Origin of the sequence: Gaetbulibacter sp. NE, assembly GCF_025548475.1 — a bacterium.
In the GTDB taxonomy this organism is placed as follows: domain Bacteria; phylum Bacteroidota; class Bacteroidia; order Flavobacteriales; family Flavobacteriaceae; genus Gaetbulibacter_B; species Gaetbulibacter_B jejuensis.
Genome location: NZ_JAOQHY010000013.1, coordinates 25,669 through 51,498, shown reverse-complemented (window position 1 = coordinate 51,498; position 25,830 = coordinate 25,669). Strand labels below are relative to the sequence as shown.

The window sequence follows — 25,830 nt, the reverse complement described above, 5'->3', positions numbered from 1 at the left end:
GGAATGACAATAAAATAAAAAATATGAGTGACCCTTATGTTAAGTTAGAAATAGAAAACCAAGTAGGATACATCGAATTTTTTCATCCTGCGCATAATTCATTACCAGGAAATATTCTGGCTGAACTAGCACAGACTATCACCGATGCTGGCAATAATGACGACATTAAAGTTATCGTCTTAAAAAGTGGAGGCGACAGAACGTTTTGTGCAGGAGCAAGTTTTAACGAGCTTATCAATATCAATGATGAAGCCACAGGGAAAGTCTTCTTTTCAGGATTTGCTAACGTGATTAATGCGATGCGAAAATGTCCAAAATTTATCATTGGTCGCGTGCAAGGAAAAACCGTTGGTGGTGGAGTAGGAGTAGCATCTGCAACCGATTATTGTATGGCAACTAAGTTCGCAGCTATTAAATTAAGTGAGCTAAACGTTGGTATCGGTCCGTTTGTGGTAGGTCCAGCCGTAGAGCGCAAGTTAGGATTAAGCGGAATGTCACAAATCGCCATTGATGCCAATACCTTTTATCCAGCAGAATGGGCAAAACAAAAAGGCTTATTTACACAAGTGTTTGATACTACAGAAGCATTAGACGAAGCCGTAAAAACCTTTGCCGAAAATCTTTGCAACTACAATCCAGAAGCAATGAAAGAAATGAAGAAAATCTTCTGGCAAGGAACCGAAGATTGGGACACGCTTTTAGCCGAAAGAGCAACCATTAGTGGTCGTTTGGTGTTAAGTGATTTTACAAAAGAAACATTAAAAAGATTTAAATAGTGATTTACGCATTCCAAGGATACACACCAGTCGTACACGAAAGTAGTTTTGTGCACCCATTGGCAGCAGTCACAGGTAATGTCATCATTGGCAAAAACTGTTACATTGGTCCAGGTGCAGCCATTCGTGGAGATTGGGGACAAATCATTTTAGAGGATGGTGTTAACGTGCAGGAAAACTGTACAGTGCATATGTTTCCAGGTAAATCTATTACCCTAAAAGAAAGTGCGCACGTTGGTCATGGAGCTATCATTCACGGAGCCAATTTGGGTCGTAATTGCCTCATTGGTATGAATACCGTAATTATGGATGATGCCGAAATTGGAGATGAAAGTATCGTTGGTGCCATGGCATTTGTTAAGGCCGAAACTAAAATTCCACCACGTAGTTTGGTGGTTGGTAATCCAGCAAAAGTCATCAAGCAGGTAAGCGACGAGATGATTGCTTGGAAAACTAAAGGAACGCAGTTATATCAGCAGTTGCCACAAGATTGTCACAACAGTCTAAAAGCCGTTGAGCCATTAAGCGAAGTTCCTGAAAATATGAAAATCCAAGAAGGTGCTTATGACACTTTGAGGGATTTTATGAAAAAGTAAAATAATTTGGGCGTTACCACAAGGGTCGCGCTTTACACTATATCTTTTTTGCTATTAATAGCAAAAAAGGATGCCGTTTCAATCGCTAACGCGTAAGAAATAAAAACTAACAAACGCTAGTTAATGCGTTTAGTCATTCCGCACTTGATGTGGAATCTAAATTGAAGATAAAGACTATGTCTAAATTTGAACTAAAAATGCCCAAAATGGGCGAGAGCATCACAGAAGGAACCATTATTAATTGGTTAATCAATGAAGGTGATTCTTTTGATGAAGGCGATATCATATTAGAAGTAGCCACAGATAAGGTGGATAACGAAGTGCCTGCACCAGCAGCAGGAACGTTGCTAGAAACCAAATACCAAGCAAAAGATGTGGTAAAAGTTGGTGAGGTTATCGCTCTTCTAGAAATAGAAAAATCGAAATCGAAACCGAAATCGAAAAATGATGTCACGTCGAGCGCAGTCGAGACATCAAAAACGAAGACCAAAAAGAGTCCTTCAATAGCATCTAGTATTAACAAGGAATCTCATTCGGTTTCAACTTCAGCTTCAACTTCGAATTCAAAGTTCTTCTCACCACTAATCATTTCCATAGCCAAAGAGCATCACATTAGTTTTGAAGAATTAGCAAGAATCCCAGCAACCGGAAACGAAGGACGATTAAGAAAAAGCGATGTATTCAATTATATCGAAGATGGCAGACCTTATAAGTTTGCGCAGCCAGTGGTTCAAGATCCAACGGCTTATCGCATTCCGCAACTAACGTTTGATAAAGGCAAAGGAAAGATTGTAGAAATGGATCGTATGCGTCAAATGATTGCAGATCATATGGTGTATTCCAAGCATACGTCGCCTCATGTAACAGCTTATGTTGAAGCCGACTTAACCAATATGGTAAATTGGCGAAATGAGAATAAAGTTGCTTTTCAGGAAAAATATGGTGAAAAACTAACGTTCACACCATTGTTTGTAGAAGCAGTAGCTAAAGCGGTCATGGATTTTCCAAACATCAATGCTTCGGTAGATGGCAGTAATATCATCGTAAAAGAAGATATTAATATTGGTATGGCAACAGCATTACCAAGTGGAAATTTAATTGTGCCAGTGGTGAAAAATGCTGACACTAAAGACTTAAAAGAGTTAGCAGAAAACGTAAACGAGCTAGCAGGCAAAGCAAGAGAAAACAAGTTGAGTGGCGACGATATCAAAGGCAGCACGTTCACTATTTCTAACGTTGGGACGTTTGGAAGCGTTATGGGAACACCAATAATCAACCAACCAGAAGTTGCCATTTTAGCATTAGGAATCATAAAAAAACGAGCCGAAGTCATCGAAACTGAAAAAGGCGATGAAATCGCTATTAGAAGTATGATGTACTTATCACTGTCTTTCGATCATCGTGTCGTTGATGGTTTCCTAGGTGGAAGCTTTGTGCGAAGAGTTGCCGATTATTTAGAGCAATTTGATACGAATAGAAAAATATAGTTAACTGTCATTCTGAAATTGATTCAGGATTTCATCATTTATAAAAATTATGTCTTACAACATAGCAATCAAAAAAATAGAAAAATCAAAAGTCGATACCATCGACTTCAACAACATACCATTAGGAACCTCTTTCACAGATCATATGTTTATCTGCGATTATAAAGATGGTGAATGGCAAAACCCAAGAATAGAACCTTTAGCTTTAATTCCAACGCATCCAGCAGCAATGGCGTTGCATTACGGACAAGCCATTTTCGAAGGCATGAAAGCTAATGTAGATGAAGACGGAACACCAATGCTATTCCGTGCCGATAAAAATGCAGCGCGTTTAAACTTTAGTGCAGACCGAATGGGAATGCCAAATGTTCCAGAAGAGTTGTTTGTAGAAGGTTTAAAACAGCTTGTAGCTATGGACAAAGCGTGGATTCCGCCACAAGACGGTAGTGCATTATATTTGCGTCCATTTATGTATGCCGATGAAGCCTTTATCGGTATGCGTGCAGCCACAAGTTACAAGTTTATCATTATGGCATCGCCAGCAGGACCGTTTTTCAGCAAGCGTATAAAATTGTGGGCAGAAAAGAAATTCGTTCGTGCCGTAGATGGTGGTACAGGCGAAGCAAAAGCAGCTGGAAATTATGCAGCAGCAATTCGTCCAACGGAATTGGCAAAAGCAAAAGGCTACGATCAAGTATTGTGGTTAGATGCTGTTGAGCACGAGTACATTCAAGAGGTGGGAACAATGAATATTTTCTTCAAAATCGATGGAAAATTCATCACACCACGTCGCGATGGTGCCATTCTCGATGGCATTACCAGAATGAGTGTTATCGATATTTTAAAAGATAAAGGTTTTGAAGTTATTGAGCGTCCAATCACGCTTACCGAAATCCGAGAAGCATCAGAAAAAGGCCTTTTGGAGGAAGCTTTCGGAACCGGAACAGCCGTTGGTATTGCTTACATTCAGAGTATTGGCACAGAAAATGGTGACATTCACGTCTCTGACGAAAGTCCGGTAGGATTAGAGGTTAATGATACGTTAAATGCCATAAAAACAGGAAAAATTGAAGATAAATTCAACTGGATGATAAAGGTTGAAGAAGAGCTAGCTTAAAATAATTTGGGCGTTACCACAAGGGTCGGGCTTTACGCTATATCTTTTTTGCTTTTAATGGCAAAAAAGGATGCCGCTGCAATCCCTAACGCAGAAATAAGTTCAGAAAACAATGAATAAAGACATATTAAAAAAAGGATTTACCAATTTAGTAACCGCCAAAACAATGGCAGAATTGTATGAAGCCAACTTCAAAGTAGTTTCAAAATACGTGCACGCCACATCACGTGGTCACGAAGCCATTCAGACAGCTTTAGGAATGCAATTGTTACCTCAAGATTATGCATTTCCGTATTATAGAGATGATGCAATGTTGTTAGCTTTTGGTATGACGCCTTATGATTTAATGCTTCAGGTGTTAGCTAAAAAAGACGATCCATTTTCTGGTGGAAGAACCTATTATTCGCATCCAAGTTTAAAAGATGCCGATAAGCCTAAAATTCCACATCAATCATCAGCAACAGGTATGCAAGCCATTCCTGCAACTGGTGTCGCGATGGGAATGCAATATATAGAAAAGCAAGATTTAACGAATCCTAATGTCATTCAGAGCGATAGCGAAGAATCTAAACTGAACCCTATCACGGTTTGTAGTTTAGGTGATGCATCAGTTACCGAAGGTGAAATTGCAGAAGCCTTTCAAATGGCAGCTTTAAAGCAAATGCCTATTCTATATTTGGTGCAAGACAATGGTTGGGATATTTCAGCCAATGAAGCCGAAACCAGAGCTCAAAATGCTGCAGAATATGCAAAAGGTTTTCACGGATTAGAAGCCATTTCTATTGATGGTGCTAACTTTATTGAAAGCTACGAAGCATTAGAAAAAGTTATAAAAACCATACGAGAAGAGCGTCGACCATTTTTGGTGCACGCTAAAGTACCGTTATTGAATCATCATACATCTGGTGTACGTATGGAATGGTATCGAGATGATTTGGAAGAAGCAAAATCTCGTGATCCGTATCCTGTTTTAAAACAGCAAATGTTAGATAATGGTTTTACTCAAAAAGATATTGATTCTATTGAAGCGGAAATAAAAACGTTGGTTGAGAATGATTTTCAAAAAGCCTTGAAAGCTGAAGATCCAACACCAGAAGATTTATTTATGCACGATTTTGCACCAACACCAATTACCGAAGAAAAAGGTGAGCGTTCACCAGAAGGTGCAGAAAAAGTAGTAATGGTAGATTGTGCTTTATTCGCTGTTGAAGAATTAATGCGCAAGCATCCAGAATGTTTGCTTTATGGACAAGATGTTGGTGGCCGACTTGGTGGTGTATTTAGAGAAGCGGCAACATTAGCACAGAAATTTGGTGACGACCGCGTTTTTAATACACCAATCCAAGAAGCTTTTATCGTGGGTTCTACGGTTGGGATGAGTGCGGTAGGCTTAAAACCAATTGTTGAGGTTCAGTTTGCTGATTATATTTGGCCAGGACTCAACCAATTATTTACCGAAGTGAGTCGTAGCTGTTATTTAAGTAACGGAAAATGGCCTGTAAGTATGATTTTGCGTGTGCCAATTGGTGCTTATGGTAGTGGTGGACCATACCATTCATCTTCTGTAGAAAGTGTAGTCACTAACATTAGAGGTGTAAAAATTGCTTACCCAAGTAATGGCGCTGATTTAAAAGGTTTAATAAAAGCCGCATATCACGACCCAAATCCAGTAGTTATTTTTGAGCATAAAGGTTTGTACTGGTCTAAAGTACCAGGAACACAAGGTGCAACCTCTGTAGAACCTGCTGAAGATTACGTATTGCCTTTTGGGAAAGCTTGGGTGTTACAAGAAATTTGGAAGCAAGACGATGTAGAAACGTGTACCATTGTAACCTACGGAATGGGTGTGCATTGGGCAATGAATGCTTCGGAAGAATTGGGTTTAAAAGATCAAATAGAAGTTATCGATTTAAGAACATTGTATCCTCTAGATGAAGAAACTATAATGAAATCGGTTAAGAAAACAGGTAAGTGTTTAGTGGTAACTGAAGAGCCAAGTAACAACAGTTTTGCAAGAGCATTATCTGGGAAAATTCAGGAAGAATGCTTTAAATATTTAGATGCACCAGTAATGACGATTGGTAGTGAAAATATGCCTGCGATTCCATTGAATTCGACATTAGAACAAACCATGATTCCTTCAACTGAAAAGGTGAAAGTTAAAATAGAAGTGTTATTGAAATATTAAATAAAAAAGCGACTCAATTGAGTCGCTTTTCTTTTATAAATCGTATTCCGAAAGCGGTTTTGTAAATTCTTCAGGATTGGCTGCTAAATAATAGCGAGGATCATTGATGTCTTCGACAATAACTTCTTTAAACTTAGGGCTTGCTTTATACATTAAAGCTTTACAGTCTTCACTAAGATGTTTCAATTTTAAGCTCTTGCCAGCAGCTTCATATTTATTCACTAAATTGAATATAGCTTCCATAGCAGAATGGTCACTGACGCGAGACTCTACAAAATCTATTTCAACGTTTTCAGGATCATTCTTTACATCAAACTTAGAATTAAAACTCTGAATAGACCCAAAGAATAACGGTCCCCAAATTTCGTAAGTTTTTGTGCCATCTGCTTGCATACGTTTTCGTGCTCTAATCATTGTTGCGTTTTTCCAAGCAAATACTAATGCAGAAATTATTACACCAGCGATAACAGCTACTGCTAAATCTTTCCAAACGGTAATTGCTGAAACAGCAATAAGTACAATGGCATCAGCAATAGGTATTTTACGAATGATTCTAAAACTAGACCAAGCGAATGTTCCGATAACTACCATAAACATCACGCCAACTAAAGCAGCAATTGGAATTTGTTCAATTAATGGTGCAGCAAATAGAATAAAACCTAACAAAGCTACTGCGGCAAATGCGCCAGATAAACGACCACGACCACCAGAATCTACGTTGATGATAGATTGACCAATCATAGCACAACCACCCATTCCACCAAATAAACCATTTAGCATATTAGCACTTCCTTGAGCAATACATTCGCGGTTTCCATTACCTCTTGTTTCAGTGATTTCATCTACAAGGTTTAAGGTCATTAGAGATTCGATTAAACCTACAGCAGCCAATATAAAAGCAGTTGAAATAATCATATCCCAATGTCCAACGAGTGTTCCGAATAATCCGAAAATTTGATCTTGAAATGTTGGTAATCCACCTTCTAAACCTTTTCCGCCGCCTTCTGCAATAAAAGAACCAACAGTGCTCATTTCAATTCCACCAAAAATCGTAATACAAGCTACAACAAGGATTGCAACTAAAGCTGCAGGAATTTTTTTGGTGAGTTTAGGTAGTCCGTACATAATTCCCATTGTCAATCCAATGAAGCCCATCATTTTCCAAAAAGCAGCATTTGAGAATAATGCTGAGAACCACTCAGAGGTATTGTCAAAAAATGAAATATCCTGCGGTACAGCATTAGGAAATAATTTTAATTGTGATAAGAAAATGACGATGGCTAAACCGTTTACAAATCCCATCATTACTGGATGTGGAATAAGCCTAACGAACTTTCCGAGTTTAAAAACACCTGCCAAAATTTGAATACCACCAACAAATAGTAAGGTAATAAAAAGCCATTGAAGCCCAAGGTTTTCAATAGGTGTATCTAAATTAATACCAACTTCATTTCCTTTTTGAATAAGGTGCACCATAACTACAGCCATTGCGCCAGTAGCACCAGAAATCATTCCTGGTCGACCACCAAACAAAGCGGTAACGATTCCCATCATAAAAGCACCGTACAATCCAACTAAAGGATCTACGCCAGCAACAAAGGCAAAAGCAACAGCTTCAGGTACTAATGCTAATGCAACTGTAAGGCCTGATAAAATATCGTCTTTAGGGTTTTGGGTAAAATTCTTTTTTGTAGTTTGACCTAAAATCATAATTTACTTTTTGAAGCCGCAAATATAAGTTTTTATAGGTTAAGCCTAAAATGCGTGCTATTGAAGAATAAATAAAAAAGCATCAAACTAATGTTTGATGCTTTTTTAAATTATATAAAAAGATTTTACTGATTTAGCTCAGGAGGATATTTTTCCATGATTTTAGCAACAAACTCATTGATTCGTTCTTCTTTTTTATCAATATTTTTAGTCAAATATCCAGTTCCCATACCTTGCCAAACTAATTCTTTTTTGTTGGCATCAATTAAATCGATGTATAGTGTTCCTTCTGTTGAAGTTGAAACAGAAGTGTTGTTGTAAGGTCCCCAATACCATGGGTTCCAACCCCAACCATATCCGTAAGGTCCCCAGCCATTGTTGTAGACATTTACTTTTTCTCTTGATTTGGTAAAGATACTTACTAGGATATCAGGGTTTTCAGATTTTGTGTATCCTTTGGCCAAAAGTTCACTTTCAATAGCTCGTAGAATACGTTTTTTGTCAATGTCATTAATCTCTGCTTTATCAATACCTGTTTTAAAAAAGGCAAACGTTTTATAGTTGTCAAAACTTGCTCTTTTATCATAGTCGGATGCAACTCTCACTGAGCTACATGATGTGAAGATTGTAGTAATAACTACAAAGCTTAATAGTTTTAATGTGTTTTTCATATTCTTTTTTATTTGAGTTTATAACGAGTCCATTAGTTTGTCGTCAACTATATTAGGAACCGTAACTTTTAAATTAGGTTCTTGTTCCATAGCGCGTTTTATAGCAAAAACAGCACCTTCATTTCTTGCCCAACTTCTTCTGGAAATACCATTGTTTACATCCCAGAAAAGCATTGATTTTAAGCGTGTTTCTGCTTCATTAGTACCATCAAGAACCATACCAAACCCACCATTAATAACTTCTCCCCAGCCAACGCCACCACCATTGTGGATACTTACCCAAGTGGCTCCTCTGAAGCTATCTCCTATAACATTGTGTATAGCCATATCTGAAGTGAAACGAGAACCATCGTAAATATTGCTGGTTTCACGATAAGGTGAATCTGTACCTGATACATCATGATGATCACGACCTAGAACAACGTAGCCTATTTCGCCTTTTGCAATGGCATCGTTGAATGCTTTAGCGATTTTCATTCGACCTTCGGCATCTGCATAAAGAATTCTGGCTTGTGAGCCTACAACTAATTTGTTTTCTTGAGCACCTTTAATCCACTGAATATTATCAGCCATTTGCTGTTGGATTTCTTCAGGTGAGTTTTTCATGATTTCTTCTAAAACTTCACAAGCAATAGCATCTGTTTTTGCTAGATCTTCTGGTTTACCCGAAGTACAAACCCAACGGAATGGCCCAAATCCGTAATCAAAACACATTGGTCCCATAATATCTTGCACGTAGCTTGGATACTTAAATTCACGACCAATAGTTGGGTTTTCAGACATAACATCTGCACCAGCACGAGAAGCTTCGAGCAAGAAGGCATTTCCGTAATCAAAGAAATAAGTGCCTTTCTTTGTGTGTTTGTTAATAGCAGTTGCATGACGACGTAAACTTTCTTGAACTTTGGTTTTGAATAGGTCAGGATTATTTGCCATCATGTCGTTAGCATCTTCAAAAGATAATCCAACAGGATAATAACCTCCAGCCCAAGGATTATGCAATGAAGTTTGGTCACTTCCTAAATCAATATGAATATTAGATTTATCAAATTTTTCCCATACTTCAACAACATTTCCTAGATATGCTATTGATATTGTTTCTTTGTTTGTTTGCGCTTTTTGTACTCGTGTTACTAATTCATCTAAATCTGAAATTTTTTCATCAATCCAACCTTGATCTAATCGAATTTGAGTGATTTTAGGATTTACTTCTGCACAAATCGTAATACAGCCAGCAATGTTGCCTGCTTTTGGTTGCGCACCAGACATTCCGCCTAAACCAGAGGTGACAAAAATATGTCCTTTAGGAGATTTGTTTATTTTTCTAAATCCGTTTAAAACGGTAATTGTTGTGCCGTGAACAATGCCTTGAGGTCCAATATACATATAGCTTCCGGCTGTCATTTGTCCGTATTGTGTAACGCCAAGAGCGTTGAATTTTTCCCAATCATCTGGTTTGGAATAATTAGGAATCATCATTCCGTTGGTAACAACTACACGAGGCGCGTTTTTATGTGATGGAAATAAACCCATAGGATGACCAGAATACATAACAAGCGTTTGCTCGTCAGTCATGGTTGCTAAATATTGCATGGTTAATAAATACTGCGCCCAGTTGGAAAACACAGCGCCATTGCCACCATACGTAATTAATTCATGTGGATGTTGTGCAACAGCATAATCCAAATTGTTTTGAATCATTAACATGATAGCTGCAGCTTGCTTTGATTTGGCAGGATATTCATCAATTGGGCGTGCATACATTTTATAATCTGGACGAAAACGATACATGTAAATGCGTCCATAAGTCTCTAATTCTTCTTTGAATTCAGGAAGAAGTGTTGCGTGGTGTTGCGGTTCAAAGTAGCGCAACGCATTTTGAAGCGCTAATTTTTTTTCTTCATCAGAAAGAATCTCCTTGCGTTTAGGTGCATGATTAATAGAAGCTTCATAAGGTTTAGGATTAGGTAATGTGTTTGGTATTCCTTGTAGTATTTGTTCTTTAAAAGATATGTTAGTTGTTGTTGACATTAGTTTCTTTTTAATTGCTTTTTATTGAATCCGTATGGGCAGTGTCTGCATCCGCTTTCACAGCAATAGCCACGTTTTAGGTGGTATTGCTCTGTGAAACAGCGATAGCCTTCAGGAGTTAAGTAATAATCTCCTTCTTCAATAGGAATGATTTTTTTCATAATCTAACAAAGATAATGTAATTTGGATTGATTTTTGAAGTTTCAAGACTATGATATTGGTTTCGAAATATATAGTGCCTAAAGGTTATGTCGGGGTTACAATTTTCCCTTTTGTATTCTTAAAGTATAAAGCTTTGAAAGAAGATGCTGTGCTTTTAAATCATGAGCGAATTCATTTACAACAACAAATAGAATTGTTGATTATTCCTTTTTTTGTGATTTATGGTTTTGAGTTTCTTATAAGACTTTTGCAGTATAAAAGATGGAGTTTAGCTTACAGAAATATTTCTTTTGAGCGAGAAGCTTACTTTCAGGAAGCTCAGCTTGATTATTTAAAGTATCGTAGGTTGTATAGTTTTTTAAAGTATTTATAGTTTTATTCAAGTTAGATACAAAAAAGACCTAACGTAATTGGATAGGCCTTTTTGTAGTGAAGTGCTATATATTAATTTTTTACTGTTTTAAAATGATTCTTTGGATTTTTTGTTTCTTAGATTGAGTAAGAGTAGCTTTTACAATATATGTGGCATCCGAAAGATTACTGTCTTGTATGATAAATTCTAATTGGTTAATATTCTTTTGCTCAAATAATTTTCTGCCTAATAGGTCGTAGATAATTACAGAATCTATAGTGTTTGTTTCGGATTTTACTTTAATATAATCACCGTTAGGAGCAGAGATACTTAATTGACTTCTAACGTCATCTTTGTCGATGTCAAGTGTTTCATTGGTGTATCTTAAGATAAAACGGTCGTCAAATGTTGTTGGTTGACTAACACTAAAGATATAAGGCGAAATTTTTAAATCATGTATTGTATTGGTATAAGTGTCTTCTAGATATATGTTTTGGTCTTCATTAGTGAATAAGCCATCTACATTGCTAATAGCTATAGTGTGAATCCCTGGTTCAGTTAAAACTGTACCTAGATGTACTTGGTCATTTTGGTCGAAAGGTAAAGCTCTTCCTTGTATGATCATTCCTTTGTCATCAATTTTAGAGTACAAGTTTAATGCATTGAACTCTTTATTGTATGCGTCATAAAGGCGGTCTTTTTGATTTGTAGCTCCTTCAATGTAACCTACTAATATGCTAGAGGATAATTGACTAGGAGATACTAAGTTTAACCAAATACGATGCTTTTCTAGGCTTGATTCAGTATTGTAATTTACATTGTTGCTTGATTGTGTTCGGTAAAACTGACTATTATCATAGCTTGCTGACAGTTGTCTCATGCTATTGTTGAATGTAACGCTACCAGTTTCACTATCATTAAGTGCTAAAACAAAGAACCCTTGACCAGAGGCTATTTGTCCACTAAATGATTCGTCTTGATAGGTATTGGTCCCAGAGAAATTATATGTTACATAGTCAGAGATATTATAATTTAATACATAGTCTTCATAAAATGAATCGGTATAAGTTCCTAGAATGCTGCCATGAGTCCATATATGAACTGCTCCTTCAATAATGGTATTATTAGGATGGGTTAAAAATGCTTGAGCATCAAGGGCTGAAGGGTATGGGTTGCCTAGTAAATTCCAATTGTCATCAAATGGAGTTACGGTTAATAAATCATTGCCATACGGATTGTATGAGAAATTACTATTTGTGTTTGTGTTGGTTCCGCTATTAATAGTTTTGGTGATAATACCATTATTGGCTACACCATTGAATGTTGCGGTAAAAGTAGCAGGAGTGTTGGTAAAAGCATCTGGACCTCTTACAATATATCCTTTCCCATTTTGCATTAAGGATCCTGCTGAGTTTGACCAGTTTCCAAAACAAATAGGAATAACAGGAGGAGGTGTAAAACCATTGGGTATAGTTGTAATCCATTCGTAAATATAATTTGTTGAAGTGCCTAGGGAAACATTATTTACATTAAAATTATTGACTGGAGATGACCAATATACGTAATCAGTACCTCTTATATTAGCATCCCTGTTCATTGTGATGTTGCCTGTATTTGGAACAGTTGGTACATCATTAACTTGAATTAAACTACCACTACTATTGATTTGAATTGTTCCTACACCTTGTATGTCTACAAAGTCAACAATTGTGACAGAGGCGTCAGATTGTACTGTTAAAGTTGCTCCATCGTGTACTGTAAGATTTAATCCATCTCCAGTGTTATTGGTGTAAAGTACTGGGTCATTTCCTGTGATAGGAATTACTACACAGTCTGCTGAAGTAGGAATAGTGTCATCAGACCAATTGAGTGGTTCCATCCAATCGTTAGTAGCTTCAGAGCCATCCCATATTTTTACACCATTAACAGTAACGATGAAATTATCTGTTTCAACAATTGTAGAGCTGTTGCAAAGATTATAGGTTACTTCGGCTATGTAAGTTGTTGTAGATGTAGGTGAAACGGTAATGATACCATCATCATCTGGGTCAATAATTTCATTAGCAGGTGAAATTGAATTAGCATACCATTTTAAATCAGTGATAGAGCTTCCAGATGGAACAAAACGCCATGCCTCGTTAGTTGCAGTCCAGGTAGTATTGATGTCATTTCTTCCAGGAGCAGCTGAGGCTAAAGTACCTGTATTGTTTTGGAGACCTACTTGAGCGCGACCATTATTCCAAATAGGAGGAACAAAAGGGCTATCGTCTAATTGTTTTTCTTCAATATAAATTTCAATGACATTAGTGTTTTCGTAAAAAACAATCATTCCTGAGTAAAGCACACTACCATCTCCCCAATTGGCGCTATCATACATTGGTACATCACTCCAAGCTGCAACAAGAGCTCTGCAGCCAGTGTTAAGAGTTATAAGTTCCCAAGCTATTTCTCCGCCAGCGCTAGGGTCAATATCGTGATGTACTCCGAAAATTGATGGGCCGTAAAAGTAATCGGTAGTGCCATTTGAGGCATTAGCTACATTGTTTGGTAAGTTGTTGTCGATTCTCCATCCTGTAGGGCCTCCAGCAAGTGAACTGTCGAAAGAGATCACTCCATTTGAACCAATTACACACGAATTATATGTTTGTCCGTAGAAGCAGAAATCAAAAGGAAGATTAACTGTAGGAGACCATACGTCGTCAGTATTTACACTTACAGGGTTTGCTAAACAATCAAATTGATAAGGTGGGTTGTAAGCTATGCTTTCAACGTTATAGCTTGTGGTTTCTCCTAGTTCTAGATAGTTAGCTTCTAAGTCTACGGAGGAAGGTGAAGTACAATTAATAGTTGCAGTGTCATTTCCTCCACTATCCATAACATCAACACTTGGGCAAGCTAAAGCTGTGGTGCCTGTGCCATTACCAGGAAGGCAAGGGTGTGTAATGCATATGTCAAAAGTTCCAGGGTTGTTACCATAACTATGTACTCTTATATAGTAAGTGTTTCCAGGCGTGAAGCCAGTTATTTCTGCTGATTCATTAGTGTAATAATCATCTACACAGAGTTCACTAGTCAAAGAGCCGCAAGTGCCGGAAAATATTTCAAAAACAGCATCGTCTAGAGTTCCTTCGGTTACAGTGATGGTATGAGTGTCAGTCAAAGCAGTAAAATTATACCATACATCATCATTTGCATTGCTAAAATAACATGATGTTAAACCAGATGGAGTTGCATCTACTGTGGTGCCGCTTGTGTTGTTGCAGGTGAGTAAATTTGATGTGAGATTGATACCTCCACAATTGTCGTTTGATGGAGGGGTTGAAGAATATACGCAAATGGTGCCATTCATATTAGAATTACTATTCCAGTCTTGAATTCTTACTCTGTATGTTACTCCTGGTGTTGTTGCGTAATTAATAGTTTCAGAATCGCCATCTAATCCATCATCCGCACATGCTATACTTGTCATATTTGTATTGCATCCACCTGTAAAAAGAGTTAAAATAGGGTCTCGGTTATTGTCGCTAGTGTTATATATTATTGTTGTTGAGTTGCTGGTGGCAACAAACCAGCCCCATGCATCATCAAAGTCACCTGCATTACAGCCTGTTGCGCCATCCCAATAATTAGTATTGTTGTTGCTATTGAATGATACTGGGTTGCAACTTGTGCTTACAGTAATTTCTCCTGAAGCTAAATTATTGCAATTATTAGTTTGACTAAAACTATATATGCAAAAAGAAAATATTAACAGAGATGAGAGGGGTAATTTTCTTATCATAAACCTAAACATTAAATTAGCCATAACATTACTTGTTGTAAATGTTAGATTAGTTATTTAAATGATAGATTTGGAGTGAGTTATAATGTTAAATTTATGAAAAATAATTATAGTTTTAACGTTTGTTTTTGAAATTTTATTGAAAAACTGTTTAAATGCAAAAAAAACCTATTAAAAATACTTTAAATATTGATAATCGTTTGTTTGTGAGAGCTGAGTATCTCAATCATAAATTTGTGTCTGGAAATAAACTAAGAAAGCTAAAATACAATCTAGAGTTTGCAAAACACCAAAATATTGATACATTACTGACTTTTGGTGGAGCTTTTTCAAATCATATTTCAGCAACTGCAGCAGCTGGTAAAGAATTTGGGTTTAAAACTATAGGGATTATAAGAGGAGAGGAGCTTAAAACTAATTTTAAGACTAACCCTACTTTGTCTTTTGCTTACGCTTGTGGCATGCAGTTTAAGTTTGTTACAAGACAGCAGTATAGAGAAAAGACTAATGAGGATTTTATAAAAAACTTAAAAGAAGAGTTTGGGGAATTTTACCTTCTTCCTGAAGGAGGTACTAATGAACTTGCTGTAAAAGGTTGTGAAGAGATTTTGACTGAAGCAGACAGCATTTTTGATTACATCTGCTGTCCTGTTGGAACAGGATGTACTATTTCTGGGGTTATTAATTCTAGCAATTCACATCAAAAGATTCTAGGATTTCCTGCGTTAAAAGGTGATTTTTTACAAGAAGAAATTGCTAAATTTGCAACACAAAATAATTGGGAGTTAATAACCGATTACCATTTTGGAGGTTACGCAAAGACTAATGATGATTTAATAAAATTCATCAATAACTTTAAGAGTAAACATAATGTGCCTTTAGATCCTATTTATACAGGTAAAATGGTGTTTGGTATTTACGATTTAATTGAAAAAGGCTATTTTCCTAAAGGTTCCAAAATATTAGCAATTCATACTGGAGGTTTACAAGGAATTGAAGGAATGAACCAAAAGTTAAAGCAACAAAATAGGCCTTTAATCGTTTAAGAATTTATGAGAAAACTACTTGCTGTACTATTATTATGTTCCATTGCTTTAAGCTGTGGTTCAAAAAAGAAAATTGTTACAAAAAAGAAACGAAATACTACAAGAACAGAACAAGTTTCAAGGCCAACAGAAAAAGAACCTACTGTAGTTAATCCGTCTGAAAAGGAAGATACTTCTCCAAAAACTTATGCTAGTCCTACTGATGCATATATTGCAACTTATAGTGGAATAGCAATGGAGGAGATGCGAAAATATAAAATACCAGCAAGTATTACTTTAGCTCAGGGAATACTGGAGTCAGCATCAGGAAAAGGGCGTTTGGCAGTTGAAGCAAATAATCATTTTGGTATTAAATGTCATGGATGGACAGGTGCTAAAATTTACCATGATGACGATGCTTCTCAGGAATGTTTTAGAAAATACAATCATGCAAATTCTTCGTTTGAAGATCATTCTACGTTTTTAACATCAAGAAGTCGTTATTCAAAATTATTTCAGTTAAAGATTGATGATTACAAAGGTTGGGCTAAAGGGTTAAGAGCTGCAGGGTATGCAACCGATAGAAAATATCCAGAAAAACTGATAAGTTTAATTGAGCGCTATCAGCTTTATCGTTATGACGAAGAAGTGCTTGGTAGGCCTTCAAACAAATATGATGATGTTGTTGAAGAAGGACATCTTACACATCAAGTTGTAAAAGGAGATACGCTTTATTCACTTTCTAGAAAATACAATACAACTGTTGAAACTCTTAAGCGGTTGAATAATATGAGTAATAATGACCTTGCGATAGGTCAGGTGCTTATTATAAAATCTGAATAATTTATGTTATATAAAAGAAGTAGTGCTTTATTTAAAGAAGCTCAAGATGTAATTCCTGGAGGAGTAAACTCACCTGTTAGAGCGTTTAAAGCTGTTGGAGGAACTCCAATTTTTGCAAAATCAGCAAAAGGCGCTTATGTTTTTGATGAAGATGATAATCAATATATAGATTACATTAATTCTTGGGGACCAATGATTTTAGGTCATGCACATAAACCAGTTGTAGAAGCTGTGGTTGAAAAAGCGAAACTAGGAACGTCGTTTGGTATGCCTACTGAGATTGAAACTAAAATTGCTGAATTGGCAATTAGTATGGTGCCAAATATTGATAAAATTAGATTTGTAAACTCAGGTACCGAAGCTTGTATGAGTGCGGTAAGACTTGCAAGAGGGTTTACAGGAAAAGAGAAAATAATAAAGTTTGCAGGATGCTATCATGGACATAGCGATGCGTTTTTAATACAGGCAGGAAGTGGAGCAGTAACTTTTGGTAGTCCTAATAGTCCTGGAGTAACTGAAGGTACAGCAAAAGATACCTTGTTGGCTAGGTATAATGATATTGATAATGTTGAAGCGCTTATAAAAGCAAATGCAGATGAAATAGCGTGTATTATATTAGAGCCTGTTGCAGGGAATATGGGTTGTATTCCACCAAAAGATAACTTCTTACAGAAACTAAGAACATTATGTGATGCTCATAATATTCTATTGATTTTTGATGAGGTTATGACAGGTTTTAGACTTGCTAAAGGTGGTGCTCAAGAGTTGTTTAATGTGGATGCAGATATTGTTTGCTTTGGAAAAGTTATTGGAGGCGGATTACCAGTAGGCGCTTTTGCTGCACGTAATGAAATTATGAATCACCTTGCACCTTTAGGAGCTGTTTATCAAGCAGGAACATTGAGTGGAAATCCATTAGCTATGGCTGCTGGTTTAGCAATGTTAACCGAAATTAATTTAGATGATGAGTTGTTTACACGTTTAGCTGAAAAAACAGAATACCTTCACAAAGGTATGACAAAAACACTCCAAGAGCATAACATAGATCATGTAATCAATAGAGTGGGCTCAATGATTTCGGTTCATTTTTGTAAAGATGAGGTTTATGATTTTGAAACTTCGGCTAAAGGAAATAACGCTAGTTTTAAAGCCTTTTTTCATGGTATGTTAAACGAAGGTGTTTATATTGCTCCAAGTGCTTTTGAAACTTGGTTTTTATGTGATGCTTTATCGTATGAAGATTTAGATAAAACTATTGAGGCTGTTAGTAGAGTAGCTAAAACATTATAAAATAAAAAAAGCGGTTTAAAAACCGCTTTTTTTTTATTCTTCGTCTTCTACGTTGTAGAGTTCTTTGTATCTCGTGTATTGTTCTTCGTTTAATATTTTTTTCATTTTTTGAGCCAATACTAAGTCAATCTTTTGCTTAAGCTCTTTATTGTTTTCCATGTCAGAGCTTATTCTTTGATATACTTTTTCGTACTCTTGAAATGCTTGATACACTTCTTCTTGTTGAATGTTATCAAATTTGAGGGTTTTTTTCAGTTCCTTTGCTTTTTCAGAAGCTGCTTGATTTATTTGAAGTTTGTTTTGTGCACTTAGTTGAGGTGCTCCAAGTAACATTGCAAAAGCAAATAAGCAAAGCGTAATTATTTTTTTCATTATAGATAAGATTAAAGTATTTAAAAAAATAGATTGACTAAATTAATGATTTTTGTGATATAATCACAAACAAAAAGCACCGAGTTTTATCTCGATGCTTCAATTAACAAAAAAACTATACTCAACCAATCAAAAATGTTAATCTCTATTGTGTTCTTTTTTCATCATTTTACGCTTTCCTCTTTTGTCTTTATGCTTAGCTTTTGACTCCTCCCATTTCTCAAACTGTTCAGCGTTTAAAATGTTTTTTACTTTTTGTTTTACTTCTATTTGATGATCTAATCTGTCGTTCATTCGTTTTACCATTTCATCTTTAGAAGGCTTTTCGGCATCATCACTATCTTTTAGTTTTTGACGTTCTTCCATTTGTGCTTTTCTAAGTTGTGCTTCTTCTAGATGAATAGCTTGCATTTGCTCTTGCTGTTTTTCGGTTAAATCCAACTCAAGTGTCATGCGTTTAGTTTGTAATGTTGCAAATTCTTCAGGAGTCAAATCCTTCATCATTTCCATTCGTTCTTTTCTTTCTCCTTTTTTAAAATCTTTTTTTCTTTCCTGTGCATTGGCTTGAAAAGCTACTAGTGCCAACGCAATGATTATTGCTTTTTTCATCGTGTCTATTTTTAAAGTTATTTGTTCTTTTGACTTCTGTTGTTTTAAAAGGTTTAATATTGAGATGAAATTTAACTACTAATTAACAGTTTGAGCCTTAGTGATTAAGTTGAGTGTTGTGGTGTATAGTGGTTGGTGTTCCATCTTACTTTTTAACCAAGAATAGAAGCTCATAACAAAGATGTCTTCCTGCTTTGCATCTAGCCAAACAAATGAGTTTTCTACTTTGTTTTTAAACGTTGTTGTGGTGACTTGCTCTGGGTTTTTATAGTAATACTCCACAAGATTTAAGTATGTAATTACACGTTCTTGGTTGATGTTTTTTAGGTAACTACGATACGTTCTTTTAAAACTTAATAAACGCGATTCTACTAGGTCGATATTTTTGAGTTCAATATGTAAAATAATTTCAATTAAATTCTTTTTAATAACCCATTCCTTTCCAGCTTTTTGCATATACCAATTGTCAGTATGGTAAAATTTTGAAAAGATATTTAAAGCGTTTTTGAACTCGTTTTTTTGAATGTAAAACATCACTAAACTTAAATAGATGTCTAATAACGATTCTATATCAGGATGTTTTGGTACTCTAAAACCTTCTAGTAATGCTATGGCTTTGTCTTGTTGGTTGGTGTAATTATAGTTTAAAGCAGTAAGTAAGTTGTATTTTAGTTTAAAATTATTGTAGTGTTTCTTTTTATGCTGTAACATTTGTTCATGCATCAGGTTTAGATACTCTAATGAGTTATTAAATTTTTTGTTTCTGAACAGTGTATTGGCTATTAAATAAAGTACTTCAATGTGATAAAAAGGTTGCTTGTTTTTGGTTTTGTGCGATTTAATGCTTTGGTAAGTATTGATGATAAACGGTTCGATTTTTAGATAGTCGTTAGTGACAAAAGCAGAAATACTTACAATGGTCATGAGTTGATATAACGATTTAAACGACATAGATTCTGAAACGCTTATGTTGTGTTCGTTTAGCGTTGAATTTAATAAGGTTTGAAAATCGACAATCTCACCTTTGTAGGTCATGTTGTGTAATGTTTGTCTAATTTTTGCATACACAATATTGAGTTCTTCTTCTAAAAAGTGATTTTTTTGGTTGATTTTAAACTTGGTTATTAGTGTGTCGATATCAACCGTAGGATTGGTGTAAGCATACTGTATTTTGGTATGGTAAATTTCATTAAGAATAGGGAATAGGTAGTGCTCTTGTGCTAATAATTCGGCTTTGTCTAATAATTTGTAAGCAACTTTAGGGTTATTGTGTAGTAGGAATGTTCTAGAAGCTAAAATGTATTTTATAATTTGCATATCAACAGAGTTTTCTTCTTCTAGATTTGCATTCGCAATAAAATCGATTAAAGATTGAAACAAACGCTTGCGCAACGCATGATAGGCATCTGCTTTGTTGCTCTTATAAAGTTTTATGCAGATGTCTTTAGATGTTAAACCGTCCTTAGTTAATAGCTTAAATAACTGAATGTTTTTAGTGTCGTTGCGTTTGTTCTTTTTTTCTAAATACAACACAAAACGCTGTTGGTCTTCGCTTGAAAATGTAGAAATAATAGATTTTAAGTCAGTCATTTAATCGTCAGTAAATAATTAATTGTAATAGTAAATATAGTATTTTTTAACTGTATATTATAAAATATATCGTCAGTAATATTTTAAAAACGTGTTTTGATATTTTGTGAAGTGTCGCAGATTTGCTGTGTAATCAACAAAACAAAATATTATGAAATCATTCTTAAAAGTAAGTGTATTTGTAATCGTATTCGGTACAATTACAATCTTTTCAAAATCTATTTCTAAAGAAGTTGTAACGCAGTACAATAACTGTGTCACCTTTATGGCAAATAATACTGTTGCAAGTATTAACCAATAGTGGCTGTAATGAAACTCAAAAATTTAAATACAGCTTTTATTGTTACTACAGGAATTTCGGTAGTGGTGTTTATTTATTTGGTGTTTTTAGGATACGACGAAATAAAAACCTTAAAAGATGTTATTAAAATTATAGCATCAATACTATTCCCAATTCCAATGTTGTTTTTTGTGCGTTTTATTTTAATAGAACATTTTTTACCGCAAAACACAGACGAATACAAAGCAAAAAACCAAAAACCAGCAACAGTGTTGCTGGTTGCTACTATTGTTATAGGTGTACTGTTTATGCAGTTTGTAGAACTAATAACAAGTCAAAAACTTGAAGATAATTTAATTTTTGCGCACTTAATAAACTCTACAACTATTAGTAGCTATGTGCTTAATTACATTCTGTATAACAACTTAAGAGCTAACGGTATTTTAAGTGGTGTGTTATTGTCATTAGCGATACACATATTCTTTTTATCAGCTTAAATCAAAACAAAGTTTAATCATCAAAATTTAATATTATGAATCCAATTATGAATACTCCAAAACCAACAAGTAACTCAGGAAAAAGAGAACTACTATTCACATTTCAATCTATAATTGTTGCAGGTCTTTTAGCGTTTACCGCAATTGCGTTTTTCTTTTACAACGATTTGTCTATAGTAAAAGGCATCAAAGTTATTTTTGCACCATTTTTATCAGTAGTGCCATTGCTTTTTATACTCTCAATATTAAGAGATTTACGCAAAGGATTTATTGAAGGTAATTATAGCAAACAGGAAATAATAAAGTTCTGCATCATTACGGTAGCAATTACTGTAGCATTTACTGGTATTACATTTTTACTGTCTAAAATAGGTGCTTTAGAAATCTTATTGGCAGCTATTATAGCGATACTAAGTACAGTATTCTTTTTAAAAACCAAGATTAAGGACATTTTAGGAATGAGCATCGTAACAGGAATTGCCGAAGGCATCATTATATATATGATTTTTTTGTTTTGATGATTGGTTAGTTAACCTCAAACCTCGTAGCTAAATTTTTGGTTGCGAGGTTTTAAAACAAAATCAATAATGAAAGATTTCTCAAAAGTCATTTTACTTATTTTAAGCGGTTTCATTACATTTATTTTGATTCCTATCATTCCTATGGTAGATGGTGGAGGTTCATTAATTATAGTATTGACAATTCCGTTTTTAATAGCTTTAGGAATAATTTTAAGTATAGTCTATTACTTTATTTACATAAAGAAAAATAAATCGAATAGAAATCATGTGTTTGTATTAATGATGGTTTTTATGATTTTCCTGACTCTTTTGCTTTTTCCTTTTCAATAAAAATTAATTTAGTATTTATAACTATAATAAAATGAACTCAAAACTCATAAAAGAATTACCACAGTTGGTGAAAGACCAAGTCATTTCAGAAGACGTGGCTCGTAATATTGAGGTCTATTACCAATCGAAACAAGACGATAAACCAAATAAATTATTTACAGTATTTGGTGTGTTGGGATCCATTTTGGTCGGCTTAGGTGTTATTCTCATTTTAGCACATAATTGGGACAATTTTACAAGAGCGACAAAAACCATTTTTGCATTTTTACCTTTGGTAATAGGTCAGTTGTTTGTAGGCTATTCTATTTTAAAAAATAAGAGTGTCACTTGGAAAGAAGCCTCAGGAACATTTCTATTTTTTGCAGTAGGTTCTAGCATAGCTTTGGTAAGCCAAATTTATAATATACCAGGTGATTTAAGTTCTTTTTTACTCACTTGGATTGTACTATGCTTACCACTAATTTATTTGCTCAAATCCAATACGTTGGCAATGCTTCACATAGTGTTTGCAACATATTATGCATGCAACTATGGTTACGGTTATTTTACAATGCAACAAACACCTTGGTTGTATTTAGGGTTAATGGTTTTGGTGTTGCCACATTACTGGCAACTATTAAAAAACCATCCAAAAGCCAACGTTACTTCAATATTTAACTGGATATTGCCGTTAAGTTGCACTATCATCTTAGGTGCTTTTGTAAACAATCAAGGTGATTATGGGTATTTAATGTATGTTATCTTGTTCGGTTTGTTTTATAACATTGGCAAGATTCCGTTTTTTGATGATCAAAAATTGAGACGTAATGGATACTTGATTTTTGGTTCTGTAGGAACAGTAATTTTATTATTATGGACAAGCTTTAACTGGATTTGGGAATTCAACGAAAACAATTCAACGTTTGCCTCTCAAGAGTTTTTTATTGCCTTGTTTTTGTTTGTAGTGACAGCAATAGTTTTAGGGTATTCGTATTCAAAAAAATGGATTAAAGGTTTCAATTTGTTTCACGTCGTATTCATTATGTTTACTGTTTTGTTTTTTATAGGAACAAGCAACAGTATTATACCAACAATTGCCATTAACTGTATCATTTTTGCTTTAGGATTAATAACCGTAAAAATAGGAACAGATAAATTTCACTTCGGAATTTTAAACTACGGTTTGATTATTATAACAGCCTTGGTTGTCTGTCGATTTTTTGATACAGATATGAGCTACGTTATTAGAGGTTTGCTTTTTGTGAGTGTTGGTGCTGGATTTTTTATAACTAATTATGTAATGCTTAAAAAGCAAAAGTCTAAACTTAATTCTTAAACATTAAATCATGAAAACGATACATATATTCATCGTGTTTATTTTGGTTGCTGCTGCGCAATTGATACTTCCAGCTCAAATGATTTTTAACCAAGAAAATATTTTAAAAACAGGAACAGCTTTTAAATTTAAAACTCAACCTGTAGATCCTTCAAACCCATTTAAAGGCAAGTATATTTACCTCAATTTTGAAGCTAATACTATAAAAACTACTGATTCTACTTGGCTAAGACATGAACCGGTTTTCGTATTGATTGTTGAGGATAGTTTAGGGTTTGCTAAGATTGATAAAGTAACTAGAGTTAAACCTAGTAATGGGAATTTTATAAATGCAAAAGTGAGTTACTATAGCAGGTATGATAAAACACTTCGTTTAGACTATCCGTTTAACGAGTTTTATATGAACGAAACCAAAGCTTATGACGCTGAAATTGCTCATGCAAATGCACAAAATGATTCAATGCCCAATAACACTTACGCTTTAGTGTTTATAAAAGAAGGCGAAACAGTGTTGGATAATGTGTTTATTGATGAGATTCCTATTGCTGATTATGTTGAATAGTATATTTGAAATGACTAACTTTGAAACAATCAAAATTAACTCATTAAATTTTATGAAGAATATACTCGCAATGCTTTCACTTATGGTGATTGTATCGTCTTGTAAAGAAGACAAAAAAGAAGTAGTAAGTGAAGAACCAACGCAAACCGAAATGCAAAAAAACTTAGGTAAATACGTAAGCGTTAAACTAACTTCAGATGTAAATAAGCTTTCCGAAAAAGAACAACAAATGTTGCCTTTGCTTATTAAAGCTGCTGAAAAAATGAACGACTTATTTTGGTATGAAGCCTATGGAGACAAAACAGAGTTGTTGAACTCAATTGAAGACGAAGACACTAAAACCTTTGTGAAAATCAATTATGGTCCTTGGGATAGATTAGATGGTAATAAACCATTTGTTGAAGGTGTGGGAGAGAAGCCTTTAGGCGCAAATTTTTACCCAAAGGATATGACCAAAGAAGAATTTGAAGCTGCTGATATTGAAGATAAATCAAGCATCTACAACTTTGTGCGTAGAGACGAAAATGGAAAACTGTATTCAATTCCTTATCACAAACAATTTGAAAATGAAGTTAAGGAGGTTTCTGAATTATTAAAAGAAGCAGCTAAACTAGCAGAAGATGAAGGTTTAAAAACATACTTAGAGCTAAGAGCACAAGCGTTATTAGATGATAACTATCAACCAAGTGATTTAGCTTGGATGGACATGAAAACCAATACGCTTGATATCGTTATTGGTCCTATTGAAACTTATGAAGACCAAATGTTTGGTAATAAAGCAGCACACGAAGGTTATGTGCTAATTAAAGACCAAGAGTGGAGTGCTAAATTAGCGCGTTTTGCTAGTTTTTTACCAGAACTTCAAAAAGGAATTCCTGTAGCAGATGCTTATAAACAAGAAACTCCAGGAACAGATAGCGATTTGAATGCTTACGATGTAGTATATTATGCTGGAGATTGTAACTCTGGTAGTAAAACAATTGCTATTAACTTACCTAACGATGAAGAAGTACAGTTACAAAAAGGAACTAGACGTCTTCAGCTTAAAAATGCTATGCGTGCTAAGTTTGATAAAATTTTAGTACCAATTTCAGATGTGTTAATAGATGAAAGCCAAAGACAACACATCACTTTTGATGCTTTTTTTGCTAATACAATGTTTCATGAGGTGGCACATGGTCTTGGTATAAAAAATACTATAAACGGTAAAGGAACAGTTAGAACGTCGTTAAAAGAGCTTGCAAGTGCTTTAGAAGAAGGAAAAGCAGACGTGTTAGGACTTTATATGGTACAACAATTACATGAAAAAGGCGAAATCGATGGCGATATGAAAGACTACATGACTACGTTTATGGCTAGTATTTTCCGTTCTGTTCGTTTTGGAGCATCATCAGCACATGGAAAGGCAAATATGATTCGTTTTAATTTCTTTAAAGACAAAGGTGCGTTTACGAGAAATGCTGACGGAACTTATAAAATTGACTATGCAAATATGATTGTTGCAATGAAAGATTTATCTAGTCTTATTTTAACACTTCAAGGAAATGGTGACTATGATGGTGTAGCAAAACTTGTTGCTGAAAAAGGTAAAATCTCAGAGGAATTACAATCAGATTTAGACCGTTTAAGTTCTGCTAATATTCCTGTAGATGTTATTTACGAACAAGGAGCAGATGTATTAGGACTGTAATTTAAACTCATTAATATAAAAGAAAGCTTTAGGGA

At 34.9% G+C, this 25,830-nt stretch carries 24 protein-coding genes; 16 read left to right on the top strand and 8 right to left on the bottom strand.

Annotated elements, in window-relative coordinates:
- Positions 1-23: 23 nt before the first annotated feature.
- The 5 genes from OD803_RS13160 to OD803_RS13140 all read left to right on the top strand — a co-directional run bounded on the left by OD803_RS13160 (position 24) and on the right by OD803_RS13140 (position 6,164).
- Positions 24-776, top strand: a complete 753-nt coding sequence (locus OD803_RS13160) for an enoyl-CoA hydratase/isomerase family protein (RefSeq protein WP_262733784.1) — start codon at positions 24-26, stop codon at positions 774-776.
- Positions 776-1,372: an acyltransferase gene (locus OD803_RS13155; protein WP_262733783.1), complete on the top strand. Its 597-nt coding sequence runs from the start codon at positions 776-778 to the stop codon at positions 1,370-1,372. Before OD803_RS13160 ends, OD803_RS13155 begins: the two co-directional genes overlap by 1 nt.
- Before the next feature lie 206 nt (positions 1,373-1,578).
- Entirely contained in the window at positions 1,579-2,859 is a 1,281-nt protein-coding gene (locus OD803_RS13150; protein WP_442899864.1) for a dihydrolipoamide acetyltransferase family protein, read from the top strand.
- Positions 2,860-2,908: 49 nt separating this feature from the next.
- The gene (locus tag OD803_RS13145) at positions 2,909-3,976 is read left to right on the top strand and encodes a branched-chain amino acid aminotransferase (RefSeq protein WP_129761038.1); all 1,068 of its coding nucleotides are present in this window, start codon (positions 2,909-2,911) and stop codon (positions 3,974-3,976) included.
- Between the two features lie 112 nt (positions 3,977-4,088).
- Complete coding sequence (locus OD803_RS13140; RefSeq protein WP_262733780.1) at positions 4,089-6,164, top strand: alpha-ketoacid dehydrogenase subunit alpha/beta; 2,076 nt, start codon at positions 4,089-4,091, stop codon at positions 6,162-6,164.
- Positions 6,165-6,197: 33 nt separating this feature from the next.
- Here OD803_RS13140 and OD803_RS13135 read toward each other — a convergent pair whose 3' ends face one another.
- From OD803_RS13135 to OD803_RS13120, 4 genes are all read right to left on the bottom strand, one after another.
- A complete protein-coding gene (locus OD803_RS13135) occupies positions 6,198-7,874 on the bottom strand; it encodes a SulP family inorganic anion transporter (protein WP_262733778.1) in 1,677 nt (558 codons plus the stop codon).
- Between the two features lie 125 nt (positions 7,875-7,999).
- Entirely contained in the window at positions 8,000-8,545 is a 546-nt protein-coding gene (locus OD803_RS13130) for a DUF4136 domain-containing protein (protein ID WP_131508967.1), read from the bottom strand.
- Positions 8,546-8,563: 18 nt separating this feature from the next.
- The gene (locus OD803_RS13125) at positions 8,564-10,558 is read right to left on the bottom strand and encodes a urocanate hydratase (RefSeq protein ID WP_262733810.1); all 1,995 of its coding nucleotides are present in this window, start codon (positions 10,556-10,558) and stop codon (positions 8,564-8,566) included.
- Between the two features lie 17 nt (positions 10,559-10,575).
- Positions 10,576-10,737: a DUF5522 domain-containing protein gene (locus OD803_RS13120; protein ID WP_161566758.1), complete on the bottom strand. Its 162-nt coding sequence runs from the start codon at positions 10,735-10,737 to the stop codon at positions 10,576-10,578.
- Positions 10,738-10,871: 134 nt separating this feature from the next.
- Here OD803_RS13120 and OD803_RS13115 point away from each other — a divergent pair, with 134 nt between their 5' ends.
- Positions 10,872-11,111: a hypothetical protein gene (locus OD803_RS13115; protein WP_332006943.1), complete on the top strand. Its 240-nt coding sequence runs from the start codon at positions 10,872-10,874 to the stop codon at positions 11,109-11,111.
- 79 nt (positions 11,112-11,190) lie between these two features.
- Here OD803_RS13115 and OD803_RS13110 read toward each other — a convergent pair whose 3' ends face one another.
- Positions 11,191-14,895, bottom strand: a complete 3,705-nt coding sequence (locus OD803_RS13110) for a T9SS type A sorting domain-containing protein (protein WP_262733774.1) — start codon at positions 14,893-14,895, stop codon at positions 11,191-11,193.
- 131 nt (positions 14,896-15,026) lie between these two features.
- Between OD803_RS13110 and OD803_RS13105 the strand changes: the two genes are divergently transcribed.
- From OD803_RS13105 to hemL, 3 genes are read left to right on the top strand one after another with little or no spacing between them, the layout of a single operon-like run.
- The gene (locus tag OD803_RS13105; protein ID WP_262733772.1) at positions 15,027-15,917 is read left to right on the top strand and encodes a 1-aminocyclopropane-1-carboxylate deaminase/D-cysteine desulfhydrase; all 891 of its coding nucleotides are present in this window, start codon (positions 15,027-15,029) and stop codon (positions 15,915-15,917) included.
- A 6-nt stretch (positions 15,918-15,923) separates the two neighbouring features.
- Complete coding sequence (locus tag OD803_RS13100) at positions 15,924-16,739, top strand: glucosaminidase domain-containing protein (protein ID WP_262733770.1); 816 nt, start codon at positions 15,924-15,926, stop codon at positions 16,737-16,739.
- 3 nt (positions 16,740-16,742) lie between these two features.
- Complete coding sequence (gene hemL / locus OD803_RS13095) at positions 16,743-18,029, top strand: glutamate-1-semialdehyde 2,1-aminomutase (protein ID WP_262733768.1); 1,287 nt, start codon at positions 16,743-16,745, stop codon at positions 18,027-18,029.
- 33 nt (positions 18,030-18,062) lie between these two features.
- On the opposite strand, the gene OD803_RS13090 is transcribed toward hemL, so the two are convergent.
- The 3 genes from OD803_RS13090 to OD803_RS13080 all read right to left on the bottom strand — a co-directional run bounded on the left by OD803_RS13090 (position 18,063) and on the right by OD803_RS13080 (position 20,600).
- Positions 18,063-18,401, bottom strand: a complete 339-nt coding sequence (locus tag OD803_RS13090) for a hypothetical protein (RefSeq protein WP_131508973.1) — start codon at positions 18,399-18,401, stop codon at positions 18,063-18,065.
- 138 nt (positions 18,402-18,539) lie between these two features.
- Positions 18,540-19,010, bottom strand: a complete 471-nt coding sequence (locus OD803_RS13085; protein WP_131508974.1) for a hypothetical protein — start codon at positions 19,008-19,010, stop codon at positions 18,540-18,542.
- A 78-nt stretch (positions 19,011-19,088) separates the two neighbouring features.
- Positions 19,089-20,600 (bottom strand): hypothetical protein, encoded by a 1,512-nt coding sequence (locus OD803_RS13080; protein ID WP_262733767.1) that lies wholly within the window; start codon positions 20,598-20,600, stop codon positions 19,089-19,091.
- Between the two features lie 151 nt (positions 20,601-20,751).
- On the opposite strand from OD803_RS13080, the gene OD803_RS13075 reads away from it, so the two are divergent.
- The 7 genes from OD803_RS13075 to OD803_RS13045 all read left to right on the top strand — a co-directional run bounded on the left by OD803_RS13075 (position 20,752) and on the right by OD803_RS13045 (position 25,795).
- Positions 20,752-20,901, top strand: a complete 150-nt coding sequence (locus OD803_RS13075; protein ID WP_161566759.1) for a hypothetical protein — start codon at positions 20,752-20,754, stop codon at positions 20,899-20,901.
- Positions 20,902-20,909: 8 nt separating this feature from the next.
- Entirely contained in the window at positions 20,910-21,377 is a 468-nt protein-coding gene (locus OD803_RS13070) for a hypothetical protein (protein WP_262733766.1), read from the top strand.
- Positions 21,378-21,412: 35 nt separating this feature from the next.
- The gene (locus tag OD803_RS13065; protein WP_262733764.1) at positions 21,413-21,895 is read left to right on the top strand and encodes a hypothetical protein; all 483 of its coding nucleotides are present in this window, start codon (positions 21,413-21,415) and stop codon (positions 21,893-21,895) included.
- 69 nt (positions 21,896-21,964) lie between these two features.
- Complete coding sequence (locus OD803_RS13060; RefSeq protein WP_129761024.1) at positions 21,965-22,228, top strand: hypothetical protein; 264 nt, start codon at positions 21,965-21,967, stop codon at positions 22,226-22,228.
- A gap of 31 nt (positions 22,229-22,259) precedes the next feature.
- Positions 22,260-23,543 carry a DUF2157 domain-containing protein gene (locus OD803_RS13055; protein ID WP_262733762.1) on the top strand — a complete coding sequence of 428 codons (1,284 nt, stop codon included), beginning with the start codon at positions 22,260-22,262 and terminating at the stop codon, positions 23,541-23,543.
- Positions 23,544-23,553: 10 nt separating this feature from the next.
- Positions 23,554-24,105 carry a GDYXXLXY domain-containing protein gene (locus OD803_RS13050; protein ID WP_262733760.1) on the top strand — a complete coding sequence of 184 codons (552 nt, stop codon included), beginning with the start codon at positions 23,554-23,556 and terminating at the stop codon, positions 24,103-24,105.
- Between the two features lie 52 nt (positions 24,106-24,157).
- A complete protein-coding gene (locus OD803_RS13045) occupies positions 24,158-25,795 on the top strand; it encodes a dipeptidyl-peptidase 3 family protein (protein ID WP_129761021.1) in 1,638 nt (545 codons plus the stop codon).
- Positions 25,796-25,830 lie beyond the last annotated feature (35 nt).